This window comes from Caecibacter sp. AF58-12pH5A (genome assembly GCF_027681725.1).
GTDB lineage: Bacteria > Bacillota > Negativicutes > Veillonellales > Megasphaeraceae > Megasphaera > Megasphaera hominis.
In genome coordinates, this window is sequence record NZ_JAQDBC010000002.1 from 60499 (window position 1) to 77410 (window position 16912).

The window sequence follows — 16912 nt, forward strand, 5'->3', positions numbered from 1 at the left end:
CCGGATTTTGGTATACAGTGCCTTTTTTCTCAGTGAAATACGTGGACCAGCTTTTGGTACACTATATGGGCTACTTTGTGGTTTTCAAAGAAGAGGAAAATAATGGGGATAATGAGCAGCGTAAAGACTGTCGATGTGAGGAGACCGCCAATGACGACGACAGCCATGCTGGAACGTGTTTCCGAACCGGCCGAGAGGGAGAGGGCTGTAGGCAGCATGCCTACAACCATGGTGAGGGTCGTCATGAAAATCGGCCGCAAGCGGACGCGGCCTGCTTCGATAATGGCTTCCCGCGGTGGCAGGCCCCGTTCCATGAGGGTCAGGGTGTAATCCAAAAGGAGGGTGCCGTTCTTGGCGACGAGGCCGTCCATGACCAGGATACCGATGAGGGAATAGAGGTTCAGGGACTGGTTCGTCAGGAAGAGGAGGAAGAGGGAGCCAATGAGGCCCAGGGGCAGGGAAAACATGCGGATAAAAGGTGTCTTTACCGATTCGTACAGGATGGCCAGGATCATATATATAAGAATCAGAGAGAGAACCAGGGCTAAGCCTAAATCGCGGAAGGTGTCGCTCATCTGATCGGCCTGGCCGGTGAAGCGGTACGTAATGCCGTTTAGGTCCAGCTTGTCCAGGCGCTGGCTCAGATCCTTCATGGCTTCGTTCAGAGGCCGGTTATCGAGGGTACTGCCCAGGGTAATGCTCCGTTCCTTATCGGTCCGGCGGATCGTGACTGGTCCCGTTTCGGCTTTGACTGTCGCTACGTCGGACAGGTAGATGATATGTCCGTTGGCGCTCAAAGGAATCGTTTCCAGATCGGAAATGCGGTAGCCATCAGAGCCTTTGAGGCGTACGTAGATGTCCGTATCGTTGTTGTCGTTCTTGACGTCGTTTGCCAGGACGCCGGCCTTTTGGCCGCTAATGGCGTTGGCGAAGGTGTTGTTCAGGTCGCCAATGGACGTGCCGTAGTGCTTGAGTTTTTCCCGGTCTACGACGAGGCGGTATTCGGGCATGCCTTCTTCGTAGGAGCTGCTGATGTCGCGCAGGCCGGCGACGTCGTTTTTCATGATTTCTTCGATTTCATGGGATTTGGCGACGAGGTCGTCGTTGTTCTTGCCGCGCAGCTCTAAGCGCAGGTTGCCGGAGCCGCGGCCAAAGCCGCCGGAAACGCCGGAGACAGAGGCCTGGTTTTCCTGGACGCGGATCGTGCCGTCCCAAATGTGATCGGCGGCAAAGGCGCGGACCTGGTTGGTAATCTGCCAAATCGAGCGGGACCGGTCGAGGCGGTTTTTGAGCGTCACCTGAATGCTCGCTTCGTTGCTTTGGCGGCCGCCGACCATGGCCGTGCTGTACGTAACTTCCGGAATCGTAGCCAAATACGTTTCCAGCTGCTTGGTCACGGCGTCGGTCCGTTTCAGGTTGGCGTTGGTCGGCAGCTGGACGGTAATACGAAAGCCCGATTCATCGGTCTGGGGCATGAATTCCGAGCCGACGAGACCGGCCGGTACGAGGGCGACGGCGGCGATGAAGACGGCAAGAACTGCGAGGACTACCTTTTTGCTGTGGTCCAGGGTCCACGTCAGGATGTGCACGTAGTGCGTGCGGGCCCAGTCTTCGAGACGGTCCATTTTTTTCCAGAGGGGCCGCTGGGACTGGACGGCCAGGCCCTTTTTGAAGAAACGTGACGCCAGCATAGGCGTCAGCGTAAAGGAGACGAAGAGGGAAAAGAGCGTCGCAAAGACGATGGTCAGGCCGAACTGCTTGAAGTACTGGCCGACCATGCCGGTCATGAAGGCAATGGGCATGAAGACGACGACGTCGCAGAGCGTAATGGCAATGGCGGCCATGCCGATTTCCATACGTCCGTTCAGGGCGGCGTCGTGCGGTGACTCGCCTTGCATGAGATGGCGGTGAATATTTTCCAGGACGACGATGGAGTCGTCGACGAGGATACCTACGCACAGGGCCATGCCCATGAGGGACATCATGTTGAACGTAAAGCCTGCCAGGTACATGACGAAGAACGTCGAAATGAGGGACGTCGGAATGGCGATCATAACGGCTAAGGTCGAGCGCCAGCCGCGCAGGAAGAAGAAGAGGACCAGGCCCGTCGTAAAGAGGCCTTCAATGAGGGTCTGCAGCGTGTTGTGCAGGGAGTTGCGGATATACGAAGCCGATTCGTTGGTTACCGTAAAGGTATAGTCCGGGTTGTCTGCCCGCAGAGCGTCGAGCTTTTGCATGACGTTATCGACGGTGGAGACGACGTTGGCGTCGCTGTTTTTGTAGATGGCCATGATGACGGCGTCGCTGCCGTTGATGCGGGCGTAGCGCGTGACGCGCTGGTCCTTGCGGCGGATCGTCGCGACGGCTGTGAGGGGAATCTTGGCGCCTTTGATATTGGTGACCTGGATTTTTTCCAGCTCGTCCTCACTGAGGAACTGGGCCTTGACACGCACGTCTGTCGTCGTCGAATCCGTATAGACAGAGCCTGACGGCATGAGGACGTTTTCGGCCTTGATGGCGCTGACGATTTCGGCCAGGGTCATATCGTAGTGGACGAGTTTATTTTTATCGACTTCGACGGCAATTTCCTTGTCGCGGCCGCCGTTGAGTTCGATTTCCGAAACGCCGTCGGCCTGCTGGATGACGTTTTCAAAGTCATTTTCTGTTTTGGAATAAATGTCGTCTAAGGATTTATTCGATTGGACGGCGACGAACATGATAGGCGTCGCGTTAATATCACGCTTGATGACGACAGGCTCGTCGATACCGTCAGGGAGCTTACCGCGGATGGCGTTGACCTTTTTCGTCGCGTCGATGGCGGCGGCGTCAGCGTTGGCCGAGAAATCCAGCTCCAGTGTAATGCGGGCCTGGCCGTAGGAAGCCGTGGAATTCATGTGCTTTACGTTGGAGACGGACGAAAGGGTGTCTTCGATGGGCTTTACGACCTGCTGCTCTACGGAATCGGCGTTGGCACCGGGATAGCTGACGGTTACGGTGACGTACGGCGTGTTGAGGGACGGCAGGAGCTCTACGCCAATGCGGTAGAAGCTGAAGAGGCCTAAGACGACGAAGAAGGCTACGACCATGCAGATGCCAATGGGGTGATCGATAGAATATTTAGTGAGATTCACGGCGCATCACGTCTCCTTTTCTATGGTCACGTGGGAGCCGTCCTTCAGGCGGGCCGTGTTGGTGACGGCAATGCGGTCACCGACGGAGAGGCCGTCTAAGATTTCGACGTAGGCGTCGTTGCGCAGGCCTGTCTTTACCTGGCGGATTTGGATTGTATTGTCCGGCAGGATGACATAGGCGCTGCTCACGCCGTTCAGTTCGAGGAGAGCGTCTTTGGGGACGTAGAGTGTTTGCGCCCGCTGCAGGACGTCGACGCCTGATTGAGCGAACATGCCGCCCCTCAGGGCTCCGTCGGGCTGGGTCAGGGTGATGCGGACCATGTAGGTTTTGGTAGTCGGATCCATCGCCGGGCTGACGTAGGTAATGACACCGGCGTAGGTCTGGGCCAGGGATTCGATAGAAACGGTTACGTCCATGCCCATGTGGATCGCGGCGACGTCCGTTTCCGACAGGGGACAGTCGATGTAGATGCCGCTCGTATCGGTCACGGTGAGGACCTTCGTATTGGCCGGCACCATGGCGCCTACTTCAGCATTACGATAACTGATGACACCGGCCCGGGGAGCGCGGATGGTCAGGTCGCCCAGCTGCTGGGAAAGGCTGTCTACGACGTAGCCGGCTTTGGCCTGGGCGGCCTGCTTGGCGGCAATGGTGGCCGGTACGTCACCGAGGTTTTGTGATTCCAGATTTTGCAATGTTGATTGTGCAACAATGAGCGCTTGGTATACCGTATCGAGATCCTTCTGGGAAATGGCCCCTTCCGATTTCAGGATGACATAGCGGTTGTAGTTCATCTTGGCCGTTTCGTAATCAATGCGGGCCTTTTGCAGATCTGAAGAAAATTGGGCTTCGGCCGCTGTTGATTCGGCTTGGGCCTGCTGGAGCGCTGCCTGGTCCTGCTGCAGCGTCAGGCTCGTATCGGTCGGATCCTGCGTCAACAGGACTTGGCCCGGTTCGACGTAGTCACCGAGCTGTACGTCGACGGAGGCGATTTTTCCGGCATATTTTGTGGATAAATCGACTTGCGCAATAGGCACAGTCTCTCCAGACATAGAGACGTGGCGGTACATATCCTTGCGCGCTACCGTATAGGCCTGGACGGCCGCATCGGTCGTGGCCTGGGCGCCTTTTTTGCCGTATTCGAATGGCTCAGGGCGTAGATGCCGATACAGGCCAGGAGCAGGATACAGGCAAAGGCCAGCATTTTGCCACGCCGGCTGTGCAGTAAGGCAAGCCATTTAGTTTCTTTCATAGGAATCCTCCAGAGGTGATGGGCAGATGCATGACGGTTCTGTTTTCTTGCAGCTACACCGGTTATTTGAAAACGTATATAGTGTATATAATATATATACTATTATATAGCTTTGGAAAAGACAGATAAAGCCGCCTGTTCATGCAGTCTATTATAGCACGGTACAAGCCAGGCTGTATGTAAATTTTTTTCGTGTGGCTAGTGAATATATTTATCTTTTGGGCTGGCTCTTTTTTGTTGCCGTGGCAAAAGATTTTTTCCAATGGCCTCCTGTTCTATGATATACTGTAGACATTGTACAGGGAGGTTATAGCATGCAGGTAAAACTGGATATTATACCGGTTATCCGGAATCTGAACCATTGGCCCCGCTTTCGTCTCCGCCTCTTTGCGGAAGGCGCCTGGGTCGGTCTATTAAGCGGTATTATTATCAGCTTTTTTCGCTGGACCCTCGATGCGGGGACACAGCTCAGGGAATATATATATACAATCTTAGTGAATGCAGGGCCTGTAGAAAATGGCCTGTGGTTTTTATTGCTTCTCGCCGTGGCGGCCCTTTTGGCGTGGCTGAAAAAAATAGAACCGGAAGCCTCAGGGAGCGGCATTCCCCAGGTCAAGGGGATTATCCTGGGTGTCATCCGCCTGCGCTGGCTGCGCATTATCTGGGTCAAGCTCGTCGGCGGCATTCTCGGCATCGGCTTCGGCCTTTCCTTAGGCCGTGAAGGCCCGTCGATTCAGCTTGGCGCCATGACGGCACAGGGTATGAGCCGTGCCTTGGGCCGGACGCGCATGGAAGAACGCTATTTGATTACGGCCGGTGCCAGTGCCGGCCTGGCAGCGGCCTTTAATGCGCCCTTGGCCGGGGCGATTTTTGCCTTGGAAGAGCTGCACCGTAATTTTTCCAGCGTCGTCCTGGCACCGGCCATGGCAGCAGCCCTCGTTTCGACTATGACCTGCCGTCTCGTCTTTGGCCGGGAACCGATCTTTCATTTTGGCGGCCTGCCGCCCTTTCCCTTGCGTTACATGTGGCTGGCTGTCGTCCTGGGCGTAGTCATCGGCGTAGGTGGTTGCATTTTTAACAAGGGTCTCATCAATGTGCGCCATTTTTACAACCTGCCTGTATTTCGCAATGATTTTATGCGCATCGGCTTTGCCCTGGTCGTCGCCGGCATTTTGGGCTATGTGTTCCCTCAGGTTTTGGGCGGCGGCAACGATTTGATCAACAGTTTATATAAGTTACCCTTATCTTTAACGTTATTTCTCACGCTTCTCGTAGGGAAATTCCTCTTTACGCTCATCAGCTATGGCTGCGGCACGCCGGGCGGCTTCTTCCTGCCCATGCTGGTCTTAGGCGCCTTGTGCGGTGGCAGCGTCGGCATCGTCCTGGTCCAGACCGGCGTTATTCCGGACTATTATTTATCGAATATCGTTGTCATTTCAATGGCCGCCTTTTTTGCCGCTTCTGTCCACGCGCCCGTTACGGGGACGATCCTGATCATGGAAATGACCGGGTCGTATGAACACTTGCTGGTCCTTTGTACGGCCTCTATGATTGCCCTCGTTACGGCCCAATTGCTGGGCGGACAGCCTATTTATGATACACTGCTTAAACTGTCTCTTGCCAAAAGACATGGACCGCTTCCTTCGTCGCAGCGGCGCAACGTATTGGAATTTACCGTCGGCAGTGGCAGCCCTGTAGATGGGAAATATATCGGCCGGATCGAATGGCCGGACCACGTAGCATTAGTTGATATTAAGCGCGGTACGGAAGACATTGTACCCGATTATCACACCCGCTTGTGCGCCGGTGATTACATTTATGTATTGACCGATTCAATAGAATCGGCGGAAGCGACGCGAAACCTCGTAGAAAAGGAAAATGCATAATAATTATTGAAAATAGTACCAGGTACTAAAAAACTGCAATACAAGTGTTGAAAATACACGGATTACCCATTCCAATATCAATGAGAATAGAGAATAAAGTAGCAAAAATATACTCATAAAGATACATTTTTTTGACTTCCGAAATGATTTTTGCTATAATCTTGTCGATGTGTTTTTTTTGATATTAGCGAAGAGGTGGTTTTTTGAATAAACGAATCGTGATTTTACTGACCGTATTGTTTGTATTAGTATTTTCATCGATTGCATCCGCAAAGGTTGAAATGGGAATGACCGGCTCTGCTGTTCAGCGTGTACAATATATGCTCATTGCTACAGGATATTTATCAGATGGAGCCGATGGTGTGTTTGGCAGTGGTACACAAACTGCTGTGCGACGCTTTCAAGCAGATCATGGCTTAGATGCTGACGGTGTTGTCGGTTCGCAGACCATGCAGGCCCTTTCGAATGCCAGCGGCCAGCCGGCACCGGCTGAAGACAGCGGTTACCAGCGCAGCCTTGTTATGGAAGCAACGGCTTACACGGCCGATGATCCGGGTAACAGTGGGTATACTGCCGGTGGTCATCGCCTGACCCGTGGTTTGGTATCGGTTGATCCGAATGTCATTCCTTTGGGCACCCGTTTATATATTGAAGGGTACGGCGAAGCCGTAGCGGATGATACAGGTGGCGCCATTGTAGGCGACCGCATCGACCTGGGTATGGATGACCGGAGTGAAGCCTTGAATTTTGGCAGACGCAGTGTCGTCGTCCATATTTTGTAAGCAACATATAGCATGTGTGGGGAGAGGCAGAGGCCTCTCCTTTTTTCTATCCCTTTGCGGCATATTTAGCTTTCTCAATTTGCCGTAACTTTTTGTAAAATTACTATGTATTTTGCAAGTTATTTGTGTTATTCTTAAGAGACGTGATAAAGTTATTTCATACCAGGGAGGCAAATGCTGAATGGAAGACACGATTGCACTTATATTGGCAGCAGGCAAAGGAACGCGGATGAAGTCCAAGCTTCCGAAGGTTCTGCATAAAGTCGGCGGTGTGCCGATGGTAGAACAGGTCCTGCGTACCGTAAAAGCTGCAGGAACACAGCGGCAGATTGTCGTTGTCGGTTTCGGCGGGGAAGATGTACAGGCATATCTGGGCAATGAAGCAGAAACAGTATTGCAGGCAGAACAGCTGGGAACGGGGCATGCCGTATTGCAGGCTGAACCGCTGCTGGCCGGCGCGACAGGCACACTGCTCGTAACCTGTGGCGATACGCCTCTTGTAACGAAAGAAACCTTTGACGGCTTATTTGCCTGTCATGCAGAAAGTGGCGCAGCGGCGACGATTTTGACGGCCCATATGCCGGACCCGACAGGCTATGGCCGCATTATCCGCAATGAAGCTGGCCAGGTCGTGAAGATTGTCGAACAGAAGGATGGCACGCCGGAAGAATTGGCTGTCGACGAAGTCAATGCCGGTATTTATTGCTTTGATTTATCCCTGTTATGGCCCATGCTGCATCAGATCAGCAATGACAATGCGCAGGGCGAATATTATTTGACGGATATTATCGGCATGCTCGTCGCTGCCGGGAAGGTGGTCAGCGCCTTTGCTGTCCCCGCATATCAGGAAACACTGGGCGTAAATTCGCGCCTGCAGCTGGCTGAAGCCGAAAAGGTACTGCGCCAGCGCAAACTGGTAGAATTGATGGCCGCTGGAGTCTCTATCATCGATCCTGCCAACACCTATGTCGATACGACGGTCGTCATCGGCCGCGATACGGTACTCTATCCGGGGACGATCCTCGAAGGGCAGACGGTCATTGGCGAAAATTGCCAGATTGGGCCGTACGTCCGCATGACCAATGTCCGCATGGGCAATGACGACCATTTGCAGTTTACCTATGCCCATGATTGTGAAATCAAGGATGGCTGCGAGGTCGGCCCGTTCGTCCATTTCCGTCCCGGTACGGTCATTGGCAACCACGTAAAAGTCGGTAACTACATGGAAGTGAAAAACTCCCACGTTGGCGACGGCACAAAATTGCCGCATCTCAGTTATATTGGTGACAGCGACGTCGGCTGCGGCGTCAATATCGGCTGCGGTACGATTACCGTCAACTACGACGGCAAGATCAAGCACCGCACGGTTATTGGCGATCATGCCTTTGTCGGCTGCAACAGCAATCTCGTAGCGCCGGTAGCCATTGGCGAGTATGCCTATGTCGGTGCCGGTTCTACCATTACGAAAGATGTACCCGCCAAGGCCCTGGCTGTCGGTCGCGCCAAACAGCGCAATATCGAAGGCTGGGTCAAAGACGATACATATAAGAAATAACCAGTAAATTTTATTGTTTTTCCATTACTGTTGTTATATCAATATTCAATTAGGAGGCTCACAATGAGTTACGAAGACGGGAAAAAGCTGAAAATTTTTACAGGCAATGCCAACCCTGAGCTGGCGAAAGAAATTGCTGATTACCTTGGCCTGGAATTGGGCAAAGGCTTTGTCGGCAAGTTCAACAACGGTGAAATCCAGGTTATGATCGACGAAAGCGTTCGAGGCAAAGATGTATTTGTAATTCAGCCGACCTGTCAGCCTGCCAATGACACGCTGATGGAATTGCTGATTATGGCCGATGCGCTGAAACGCGCGTCTGCACGCCACATTACAGCAGTCGTACCGTACTATGGCTATGCCCGCCAGGACCGCAAGACACGCGGCCGTGAACCGATTACTTCTAAATTAGTAGCTGACCTGATGACGACAGCCGGTATTACCCGCGTCGTTACGATGGACCTGCACGCCGGCCAGATTCAGGGCTTCTTCGACATCCCTGTCGATCACCTCGGCTCGGCTGCCATCATTGCTAAATATATTAACCAGAAACAGGCCGCCAACGACATGGGCGACATCGTCGTCGTTTCGCCTGACCTTGGTGGCGTAACGCGTGCCCGCGATCTGGCTGACCGCGTCAATGCACCGATTGCCATCATCGAAAAACGCCGTCCCCGTCCGGGCGTAGCGGAAGTCATGAACGTCATTGGCGATATTAAAGGCAAGACCTGTATCCTCGTCGACGATATTGTCGATACAGCCGGCTCCCTCTGCGGCGGTGCCAAGGCCCTCAAAGAAATGGGCGCTGAACGCGTCTATGCAGCCTGTGCCCACGCTGTATTGACCGATCCCGCTGTAGAACGCATCAAAAATTCCGTCATCAGCGAGCTGATCATTACCAATACGATTCCCTTGCCGGAAGAAAAGAAGATCGACAAGATCCGCGTCCTTTCCGTTGCACCGCTCCTGGGTGAAGCCATCATGCGTATTTTCCATGATGTGTCCGTCAGCCGTCTCTTCGACAAATAATAGGGACCGTCGTGCATATGATAGTAGGCCTGGGCAATCCGGGCCGGGAATACGAAAAATCAAAACATAATACGGGCTTTCTCGTCGTCGACGAACTGGCAGAACGGTACAACGTAACGGTCTGGCAGAAACGCATGGACGCCCTTGTGGCCCAGACTGTCATCGATGGGGAAACGGTGCTCCTCGTCAAACCGCAGACGTTTATGAACAACAGCGGCCAGTCTGTAGGCCCGCTCATGCGCTGGTACAAGCTGGACCAGCAAAACGTCTATGTCATTTACGACGATATGGATCTGCCCGTAGGCCGTCTGCGTATCCGTACGAACGGCAGTGCCGGTGGCCATAACGGCATCAAGAGCCTCCTGGCTAATGGCTGCGACCAATTCATCCGCTTCCGCGTAGGGATTGGCCGGCCCTTGCCGCACCGCGACGTCATAGATCACGTTTTAACGCCTTTTCCGCCGGAGCTGGTACCCGACTATGAAAAGGGGATTAAAGACGCGGCAGACGCCATTGTAGGCTGTTTAAAGCTAGGTGTAGATGTGGGGATGAACCGTTTCAATCCGCATAAGAAAAAACGTAGCGAGTAAATACTACAATATAGAATATGATATAAATATATGTTATAAAAAACCTCTCTGCCGGACAGCTCCGGCGGGGAGGTTTTTTGCCGTACCTGGACGCTGGCTGCATCTGCGTGTATACTAGTTACGTGCAGTTTCTGTCTGCACAGGTAGGTATTGGAAGGAGCGCGTACTGTGATTGAAAAAATGTGGGACTCTCCCCTTATGTATCGAATAGAAGTACCCTTGCCGGATAACCCCTTGCGGTACTTGAATTCCTATGTCGTGTGCGGCAGCGACCGCTGGCTCGTCATCGACACGGGTTTTAACCGGGAAGAATGCCGGGAAGCTCTCTTTTCCGGTCTTTCCCAGCTGCAGGTCGACCTGGCGCGGACTGATTTGTTTTTGACCCATTTGCACGCCGATCATACAGGCCTCGTCGGCGATTTCGTAGGCAAGGGCTGCCAGGTCTACATGAACGGCGACGACCATCAATACCTCGTCGATTCGGCCTTAGACGGACGGACGTGGAAGTATACAGAACAGCTTTTCATGAAAGAAGGCATGCCGCCGGAGGATATTGAAAAGCAGTTCTCCAATCAGGCCCGCAAGTTTTCGCCAGACCCGAGCTTTTCCATCCACCCCGTAGGCGACGGCGATATCGTCACGTTGGCCGGTGTGGATTTCCAGGTTATCCATACGCCGGGCCACACGAAAGGCCTGTCCTGTCTCTGGCTGCCTAAGGAAGGTCTGCTCGTTTCGAGCGACCACGTCCTCTTTGATATTACGCCGAATATCCAGCGCTGGCAGAACCTGCCGGACGCCTTGGCGTGCTACCTGCACAGCCTCGACAAGGTACGCGATTTGCCGGCCCGTTTGGTCCTGCCGGGCCACCGCAAGGCGAGCAGTGCCTTAAAAGAACGGGTAGATGCCATAAAGGCCCATCACGCTAACCGCTTGCAGGAGCTTTGGCAGGCTGCCAAGGATCACCCCGGCGCGACGGCCTTTGAACTGGCACCGCACCTGACGTGGTCCATGCGGGGCAAGAAATGGCCGGAATTCCCGCCGACGCAGAAATGGTTTGCCATGGGGGAAACCTTATCGCACGTGGAATATCTGCTCCATCACGGCCGCTTGGAACAGGAAGAAAAGAACGGACTCTACATCTATTACGCCATTTAGAAACGAACAGGAAACAGCTTCTTCGCACGCCGGAGGGGCTGTTTTTTTTATGACTGAAATAATTGTTTTCCTGCAATACTATGCAAGGAAGACGGCAGGGTGCCCCTGCGGAGTGCATCGGGGCCGGCTCTGCTGCAGGCCGGATGTGCCAAAGTCAGGTCTGTGTATGCGATACCTCGCAACAGAAACGATATCTGCCAGTTTCATATTTTTATATAGTTATATACTATGTAAAATGAGAGAAAAAATGTATTATACAACGGGAATAGCCTGTGATACACTGTAGGCAATGAAGGGATACAGCGTATCCTAGGGAAAACAACTACTTTTTATGTCATGCATTATATATCTAATTTCTATATGATGCGCAGAAATGGAGGAGAGTAATATGGAAAAGGAATTACTGAAACAGATGGGATTTGCTACTAAGGCCATTCACGGTGGTGCTATGAAAAACGAATTTGGCGCCTTGACGAATCCGATCTATCAGTCGTCCACCTTTATTTTTGATTCGGCCGAACAGGGCGGCAACCGCTTTGCCTTGAAGGAACCGGGGTATATTTATTCGCGCTTGGGTAACCCGTCGGATACGCAGGTAGAAGAAAAGGTAGCCCTCCTCGAAGGCGCTGAAGCTGCTTGCTCCGCTGCGTCCGGTATGGGCGCTATCGCTTCTGCTTTGTGGACGCTGCTTCACGCAGGCGATCATGTCGTAGCCAGCGATACCTTATATGGCTGCACCTTTGCCCTCTTGAACCACGGTCTGAGCCGTTATGGCGTAGACGTATCCTTCGTCGATATTACGGACCTGGACGCCGTGAAACAGGCTATCAAACCGAATACACGCGTCGTCTATTTGGAAACGCCGGCCAACCCGACGCTGAAGATTTCCGATATTGAAGGCATCAGCAAGATTGCCCATGCCAATGGCGATATCAAGGTCGTCGTCGATAACACGTTCTGCTCGCCCTACATCCAGCAGCCCTTGTCCCTCGGTGCCGACATCGTCGTCCATTCGGCTACGAAATACCTCAACGGCCATGGTGACGTCATTGCCGGCTTCGTCGCAGGCTCGCAGGAATATATTAACAACGTCCGCCTCTTTGGCATTAAGGATATGACCGGTTCCGTCCTCAGCCCGTTTGATGCCTTCCTCATCGCCCGCGGCATGAAGACACTGGCTCTGCGCATGGAAAAACATTCGGCTAATGCTATGCAGGTAGCCGAATTCCTTGAAGGTCATCCGGCTGTAGAAAAAGTGTACTATCCCGGCCTGAAGAGCTTCCCTCAGTATGAACTGGCAAAGAAACAAATGCGCCTGCCTGGCGGCATGATTTCCTTTGAACTGAAGGGCGGCAAAGAAGAAGGCGCCGTCGTCATGAATAACGTCAAGCTGTGCAGCCTTGCCGTATCCCTGGGCGATGCCGAGACGCTGATCGAACACGCTGCCTCCATGACTCACTCCACGTATACGCCGGAAGAACTGAAAGCTGCCGGCATCAGTGAAGGTCTCGTTCGCCTGTCTGTCGGTCTCGAAAACGCAGAAGATATCATTGCCGACCTCAAACAGGCTCTGGACCTGATTCAATAAGCCTCCATATATACCATCGCCAATACAAACACAAAGGCCGCTCCTCCGGGAGCGGCCTTTGTGTATTCTGAGAGGAAAGAAAATACAAACCATTTGCCAGCCGCAATTTCGCTATGTAGTATATTCATAGTTATAAACTATGAATATACAGAGAAAACATGTATTATACAGTCATTATACAATATAGTAAAATAAACATATAAGTTGACGTATCGAAAAAATATAAAGTATAAACGGCGTGTTACTAAGTAATAACCGTTATAAAGAAGAGAAAAAAGCAAGGCATACCTTTAAAAATGAATATATGCTATAATAAAAGACTATTTTTCTGTCGAGAAAATATGAGGAAATGAGACACGGCGCCAATTGAAATTCCTTATATTGTGTACTCTAAATCAACAGTTTTTTTGTATTGTACGAAAGGAGAAAGAGAGAATGGACGAAGAAAAAGGAGTGAAACAGGAACCTGCCGCCAATACGCCCCAGGCAAGTCAGGTAGTAAAACCGAACGGACTGGCTTTGGTTCCGTTCCTGGTATTTGTCATAGTCTATTTGGGCAGCGGCATTATTTTAGATATGAGCGGTATGGAAATGGCCTTTTACCAGTTCCCGGCTCCTTTGGCGGCAGCCATTGGCGCCATAGCGGCCTTTATCCTCATTCGGGGATCTTTTGAAGAAAAGTTTGAAACCTTTGTACGCGGCTGTGGTGATTCCAATATCATCATCATGTGCGTCATTTACCTCTTAGCCGGCGGCTTTGCCGCTACGTGTAAGGCCATGGGCGGCATCGACTCGACGGTCAATCTGGGTCTTACGTATATTCCGCCTGAATATTTGGCAGCCGGCGTATTCGTCATTTCCGGCTTCATCGCTACGGCTACGGGCACCTCTGTAGGCAGTGCCGCAGCGGTTGGCCCCATTGCCATTGCCGTCGCCGAAAAGGCCGGTATTTCGATGCCCCTCATGATGGGCTGTGTCATGGGCGGTATCATGCTGGGCGATAATTTGTCCATCATTTCCGATACGACCATTGCTTCTACGCGCACGCAGGGCTGCGCTATGAAGGACAAGTTCCGCCTGAATTTCTGGCTGACCCTGGTCCCGGCTGTTTTGACGGTCGTCCTGTTGATTTTCTTTGGCGGTTCGGAAACGGCAGTCAGCACAGGGGAACATCCCTTTACACTGGTTAAGGTATTGCCCTACATCGTCGTCCTCGTCACGGCCGTAGCCGGCGCCAATGTCTTCCTCGTCCTCTTCGGCGGTATCCTCCTGGCCGGTGGTATCGGCATCGTCTATGGCGACTTGTCCATCCTGACCTTTGCCCAGGCTGTGTACCAGGGCTTCCTGGGGATGACGGATATTTTCTTCCTCTCCCTCATTACAGGCGGCCTGGCTGCCATGGTCAATAAGGCCGGCGGCATTTCCTTCCTCCTGGTCAATATCCAGAAGTTTATCAAAGGAAAGAATTCGGCCGAGCTGGGGATTTCTGCACTGGTTTCTATTACGGACCTGGCAACGGCTAATAACACGGTTTCGATCATCATCAACGGCGAAGTGGCCAAGCGCATTTGCTACACCTTCCACGTCGATCCCCGCCGCAGCGCAGCGCTTCTGAGTACCTTTTCGTCTATCTTCCAGGGCCTCATCCCCTATGGGGCACAGATGCTGATTTTGACCAGCTTTGCCAGCGGCCGCGTTTCGCCGCTCCAGGTATTGCCCTATTGCTGGTTTATCTATCTCTTAGGTATTTCGGCCATCGTTTCCGTCTTCATTCCCTTCTCAGACGGTTTTATCCGCAAAGATCCTTGGGATTACGATATGAAGCGGCCCAAGAGCCAGGCCATGGATGGCGATAGTATTCCCGAAATTTAGCATTACGTATAGAGAAAATCCCCTGCCCTGGTGGCGGGGGATTCGTTTTTTTTAGGCCGGACAAAAAGCAGGCCCGTCAGGACGCTCTGTCCCGGCGGGCCTTTTTGCATGAAAGAGGGATCACACATGGCCTGCATTGAGGCGATGTGCTGTCAAGGTCTTTTGCACTTGTTCGATATAATTGCGCGCTTCCGGCGAAAGGGAGGCGTTATCCGACTTGATCCAGCCGACACACATAATGTCCAAGGGATTTTTTAAAGGAATGGCAGTAAACTGGTCGTTCAGGGAATGGAAGAGAATGCCTGTACCGACGGTATAGGCGTCTGTTTCCTTGATGATGCTGAATAAGGTCGACCGGTCGGTTACGTGGATCATGCGCTGCGGTTTAATGTCGGGCATGACGATTTCTTCGGAAAACTGGTACGTATCCTCGCCTTGGGTATACTGGACATACGGGTATGGGTTTAATTGTTCCAAAGATAAGGTCTTATATTTGGCCAAGGGATGATCTGCCTTCAAAAAGACTGCCGGAGGATAGGAAAAGAGCTCCGTAAAGGACAGGCCGTTGCGGCGCAGCGTCCGGGTCATAAACTTGCGGGTCATATTGGAGATGAAAATAAGGCCGATTTCACTGCGGCGCATCATGACGTCCTTCAATACCTGGGACGTCCGTTCTTCCCGGAGGGTTACGTCATACGTCGAGCCCGGTACCATTTCTGCTAAGTACGACGTCAGGGCGTCGACGGCAAACATGTAGTGCTGTGAAGAAATGGAAAGGCGTACCTTGTTGGCATCCTGCTCGGCATCATCCAAATGAAAATGGTCGCGAAGCGAAGCGGCATCTTCGATAATGTGGGTAGCGTGGTTGAGAAATTCCAGGCCGTCCGGCGTAAAGGAAATGCCGTGGCGGTTCCGTTCGAGGAGGGTGATGTGAAATTCCTTTTCTACTTCCCGGATGGCGGTACTCAGGCTCGGCTGGGAAATAAACAGGGCCTGTGCCGTAGCAGAAATCGAGGTGTGCTTCGATAATTCGACAATGTAACGAAGCTGTTGTAACGTCATAATAAAATCCCTTTCTTATATATATATACAGACTATGCGGATGTATTAGTTATACTTTATATCGATAAGTGTTTGACTTATGTTGCTTCTATTTTAACAGAGAAATAATAAAAAATAAAGAGTATAAATAACAAAAGTAAATTTACCCGCATGATTTGTTATATAAAGAAAGATGTGCCAACTTATTATATCTATAGAATGCATGTATACAAGACTGGAGACACAAAAAAACCTCCCTGTGAGAGGAGGTTTTTTCATCCCTTGTCCCGGCCGGAGCAAAGGGCCGGCACGCGTGTTGGTACGGCCCTAACGTGGCGTTTAGGGCTGCCTGCAGAGGTCTCTATGCTATTCTTCAATGCCTACGCGGGCGGCAATTCCCTTGTCGAAGGGGTGCTTGCGCTTACAGATTTCTGATACGTAATCGGCCTGGTCCAAGAGGGCCTGCGAGGGATTGCGGCCGGTCATGACGACTTCCAGCTTTTTGGGCTTGTTTTGGAGAAACCGGAGGACTTCCTTTTCATCCAAAAGGCCGAGGGAACAGGTACCGAGTATTTCGTCGAGGACGAGCAGGTCTGGCGCATCGCGGCGGACGCGGTCCTGTATTTCCTGAAAGAGACGGCCCTGCATGGCCTTGGCAGCAGCCAGTTCATCCGGGGTCATTTGGAAGGTGAATTTTTCACAGCCCTTGCCGCGCAGCACGGCGATGGTCGGGATGCGCGATAACGAAACGAGCTCGCCTGTCTTCCGTTCTTTCAGGAATTGGGCGAAGAGTACGCGGCCGCCGTGGCCGGCGCAGCGGATGGCCAGGCCCAGGGCTGCCGTCGTTTTGCCCTTGCCGTCACCACAGTAAATATGAATGAGTCCAGTATCCATAGGAGAACCTCCTTTGTCTTTTGCCTCTAGTATAGCATGCCTGAAGCCGTCGTGCACGGAGGGAAAAAGAGGGACCAGTCACACATTTATTGATAACTAAACCTGTAAAAAACAAGTAAAAAAAGGAAATGTTGTG

The 16912-nt window shown here is 52.3% G+C and carries 13 protein-coding genes; 8 read left to right on the forward strand and 5 right to left on the reverse strand.

Annotated features, from left to right (window positions below; translation table 11 throughout):
• Positions 1–29: 29 nt before the first annotated feature.
• The 3 genes from PGX44_RS01550 to PGX44_RS01560 are packed head-to-tail and all read right to left on the reverse strand — an operon-like array spanning position 30 to position 4384.
• Positions 30–3131, reverse strand: a complete 3102-nt coding sequence (locus PGX44_RS01550) for an efflux RND transporter permease subunit (RefSeq protein ID WP_498853984.1) — start codon at positions 3129–3131, stop codon at positions 30–32.
• Between the two features lie 6 nt (positions 3132–3137).
• Positions 3138–4169, reverse strand: a complete 1032-nt coding sequence (locus PGX44_RS01555; RefSeq protein ID WP_498853985.1) for an efflux RND transporter periplasmic adaptor subunit — start codon at positions 4167–4169, stop codon at positions 3138–3140.
• Between the two features lie 44 nt (positions 4170–4213).
• Positions 4214–4384: a hypothetical protein gene (locus tag PGX44_RS01560; RefSeq protein ID WP_498853986.1), complete on the reverse strand. Its 171-nt coding sequence runs from the start codon at positions 4382–4384 to the stop codon at positions 4214–4216.
• A gap of 314 nt (positions 4385–4698) precedes the next feature.
• Here PGX44_RS01560 and PGX44_RS01565 point away from each other — a divergent pair, with 314 nt between their 5' ends.
• From PGX44_RS01565 to PGX44_RS01600, 8 genes are all read left to right on the forward strand, one after another.
• Positions 4699–6270, forward strand: a complete 1572-nt coding sequence (locus PGX44_RS01565) for a ClC family H(+)/Cl(-) exchange transporter (protein ID WP_498853987.1) — start codon at positions 4699–4701, stop codon at positions 6268–6270.
• A 203-nt stretch (positions 6271–6473) separates the two neighbouring features.
• Positions 6474–7052 (forward strand): peptidoglycan-binding protein, encoded by a 579-nt coding sequence (locus PGX44_RS01570; protein WP_289001852.1) that lies wholly within the window; start codon positions 6474–6476, stop codon positions 7050–7052.
• A gap of 181 nt (positions 7053–7233) precedes the next feature.
• Entirely contained in the window at positions 7234–8607 is a 1374-nt protein-coding gene (gene glmU, locus PGX44_RS01575) for a bifunctional UDP-N-acetylglucosamine diphosphorylase/glucosamine-1-phosphate N-acetyltransferase GlmU (protein ID WP_498853988.1), read from the forward strand.
• 63 nt (positions 8608–8670) lie between these two features.
• A complete protein-coding gene (locus tag PGX44_RS01580; protein ID WP_186502931.1) occupies positions 8671–9636 on the forward strand; it encodes a ribose-phosphate diphosphokinase in 966 nt (321 codons plus the stop codon).
• A gap of 17 nt (positions 9637–9653) precedes the next feature.
• Positions 9654–10226 (forward strand): aminoacyl-tRNA hydrolase, encoded by a 573-nt coding sequence (pth, locus tag PGX44_RS01585; protein WP_498854095.1) that lies wholly within the window; start codon positions 9654–9656, stop codon positions 10224–10226.
• A 198-nt stretch (positions 10227–10424) separates the two neighbouring features.
• Positions 10425–11381 carry an MBL fold metallo-hydrolase gene (locus PGX44_RS01590; RefSeq protein ID WP_498853989.1) on the forward strand — a complete coding sequence of 319 codons (957 nt, stop codon included), beginning with the start codon at positions 10425–10427 and terminating at the stop codon, positions 11379–11381.
• 388 nt (positions 11382–11769) lie between these two features.
• Positions 11770–12969 carry a methionine gamma-lyase gene (megL, locus tag PGX44_RS01595; RefSeq protein WP_498853990.1) on the forward strand — a complete coding sequence of 400 codons (1200 nt, stop codon included), beginning with the start codon at positions 11770–11772 and terminating at the stop codon, positions 12967–12969.
• A 435-nt stretch (positions 12970–13404) separates the two neighbouring features.
• On the forward strand, positions 13405–14841 hold the full coding sequence (locus PGX44_RS01600) for a Na+/H+ antiporter NhaC family protein (protein WP_498853991.1): 1437 nt from the start codon (positions 13405–13407) through the stop codon (positions 14839–14841).
• A gap of 120 nt (positions 14842–14961) precedes the next feature.
• Here PGX44_RS01600 and PGX44_RS01605 read toward each other — a convergent pair whose 3' ends face one another.
• Both PGX44_RS01605 and PGX44_RS01610 read right to left on the reverse strand, forming a co-directional pair.
• Positions 14962–15903 carry a LysR family transcriptional regulator gene (locus PGX44_RS01605; protein ID WP_498853992.1) on the reverse strand — a complete coding sequence of 314 codons (942 nt, stop codon included), beginning with the start codon at positions 15901–15903 and terminating at the stop codon, positions 14962–14964.
• A gap of 345 nt (positions 15904–16248) precedes the next feature.
• Positions 16249–16776 (reverse strand): cob(I)yrinic acid a,c-diamide adenosyltransferase, encoded by a 528-nt coding sequence (locus PGX44_RS01610; RefSeq protein WP_498853993.1) that lies wholly within the window; start codon positions 16774–16776, stop codon positions 16249–16251.
• Positions 16777–16912: the final 136 nt, after the last annotated feature.

What these genes read in the sequence shown, in the direction of transcription:
- PGX44_RS01560 (WP_498853986.1), bottom strand. Translation starts at nt 4,384, where the DNA reads ATGAAAGAAACTAAATGGCTTGCCTTACTGCACAGCCGGCGTGGCAAA.
- PGX44_RS01605 (WP_498853992.1), bottom strand. Translation starts at nt 15,903, where the DNA reads ATGACGTTACAACAGCTTCGTTACATTGTCGAATTATCGAAGCACACC.
- megL (WP_498853990.1), top strand. Translation starts at nt 11,770, where the DNA reads ATGGAAAAGGAATTACTGAAACAGATGGGATTTGCTACTAAGGCCATT.
- PGX44_RS01600 (WP_498853991.1), top strand. Translation starts at nt 13,405, where the DNA reads ATGGACGAAGAAAAAGGAGTGAAACAGGAACCTGCCGCCAATACGCCC.
- PGX44_RS01610 (WP_498853993.1), bottom strand. Translation starts at nt 16,776, where the DNA reads ATGGATACTGGACTCATTCATATTTACTGTGGTGACGGCAAGGGCAAA.
- PGX44_RS01565 (WP_498853987.1), top strand. Translation starts at nt 4,699, where the DNA reads ATGCAGGTAAAACTGGATATTATACCGGTTATCCGGAATCTGAACCAT.
- PGX44_RS01580 (WP_186502931.1), top strand. Translation starts at nt 8,671, where the DNA reads ATGAGTTACGAAGACGGGAAAAAGCTGAAAATTTTTACAGGCAATGCC.
- glmU (WP_498853988.1), top strand. Translation starts at nt 7,234, where the DNA reads ATGGAAGACACGATTGCACTTATATTGGCAGCAGGCAAAGGAACGCGG.
- pth (WP_498854095.1), top strand. Translation starts at nt 9,654, where the DNA reads ATGATAGTAGGCCTGGGCAATCCGGGCCGGGAATACGAAAAATCAAAA.
- PGX44_RS01590 (WP_498853989.1), top strand. Translation starts at nt 10,425, where the DNA reads ATGTATCGAATAGAAGTACCCTTGCCGGATAACCCCTTGCGGTACTTG.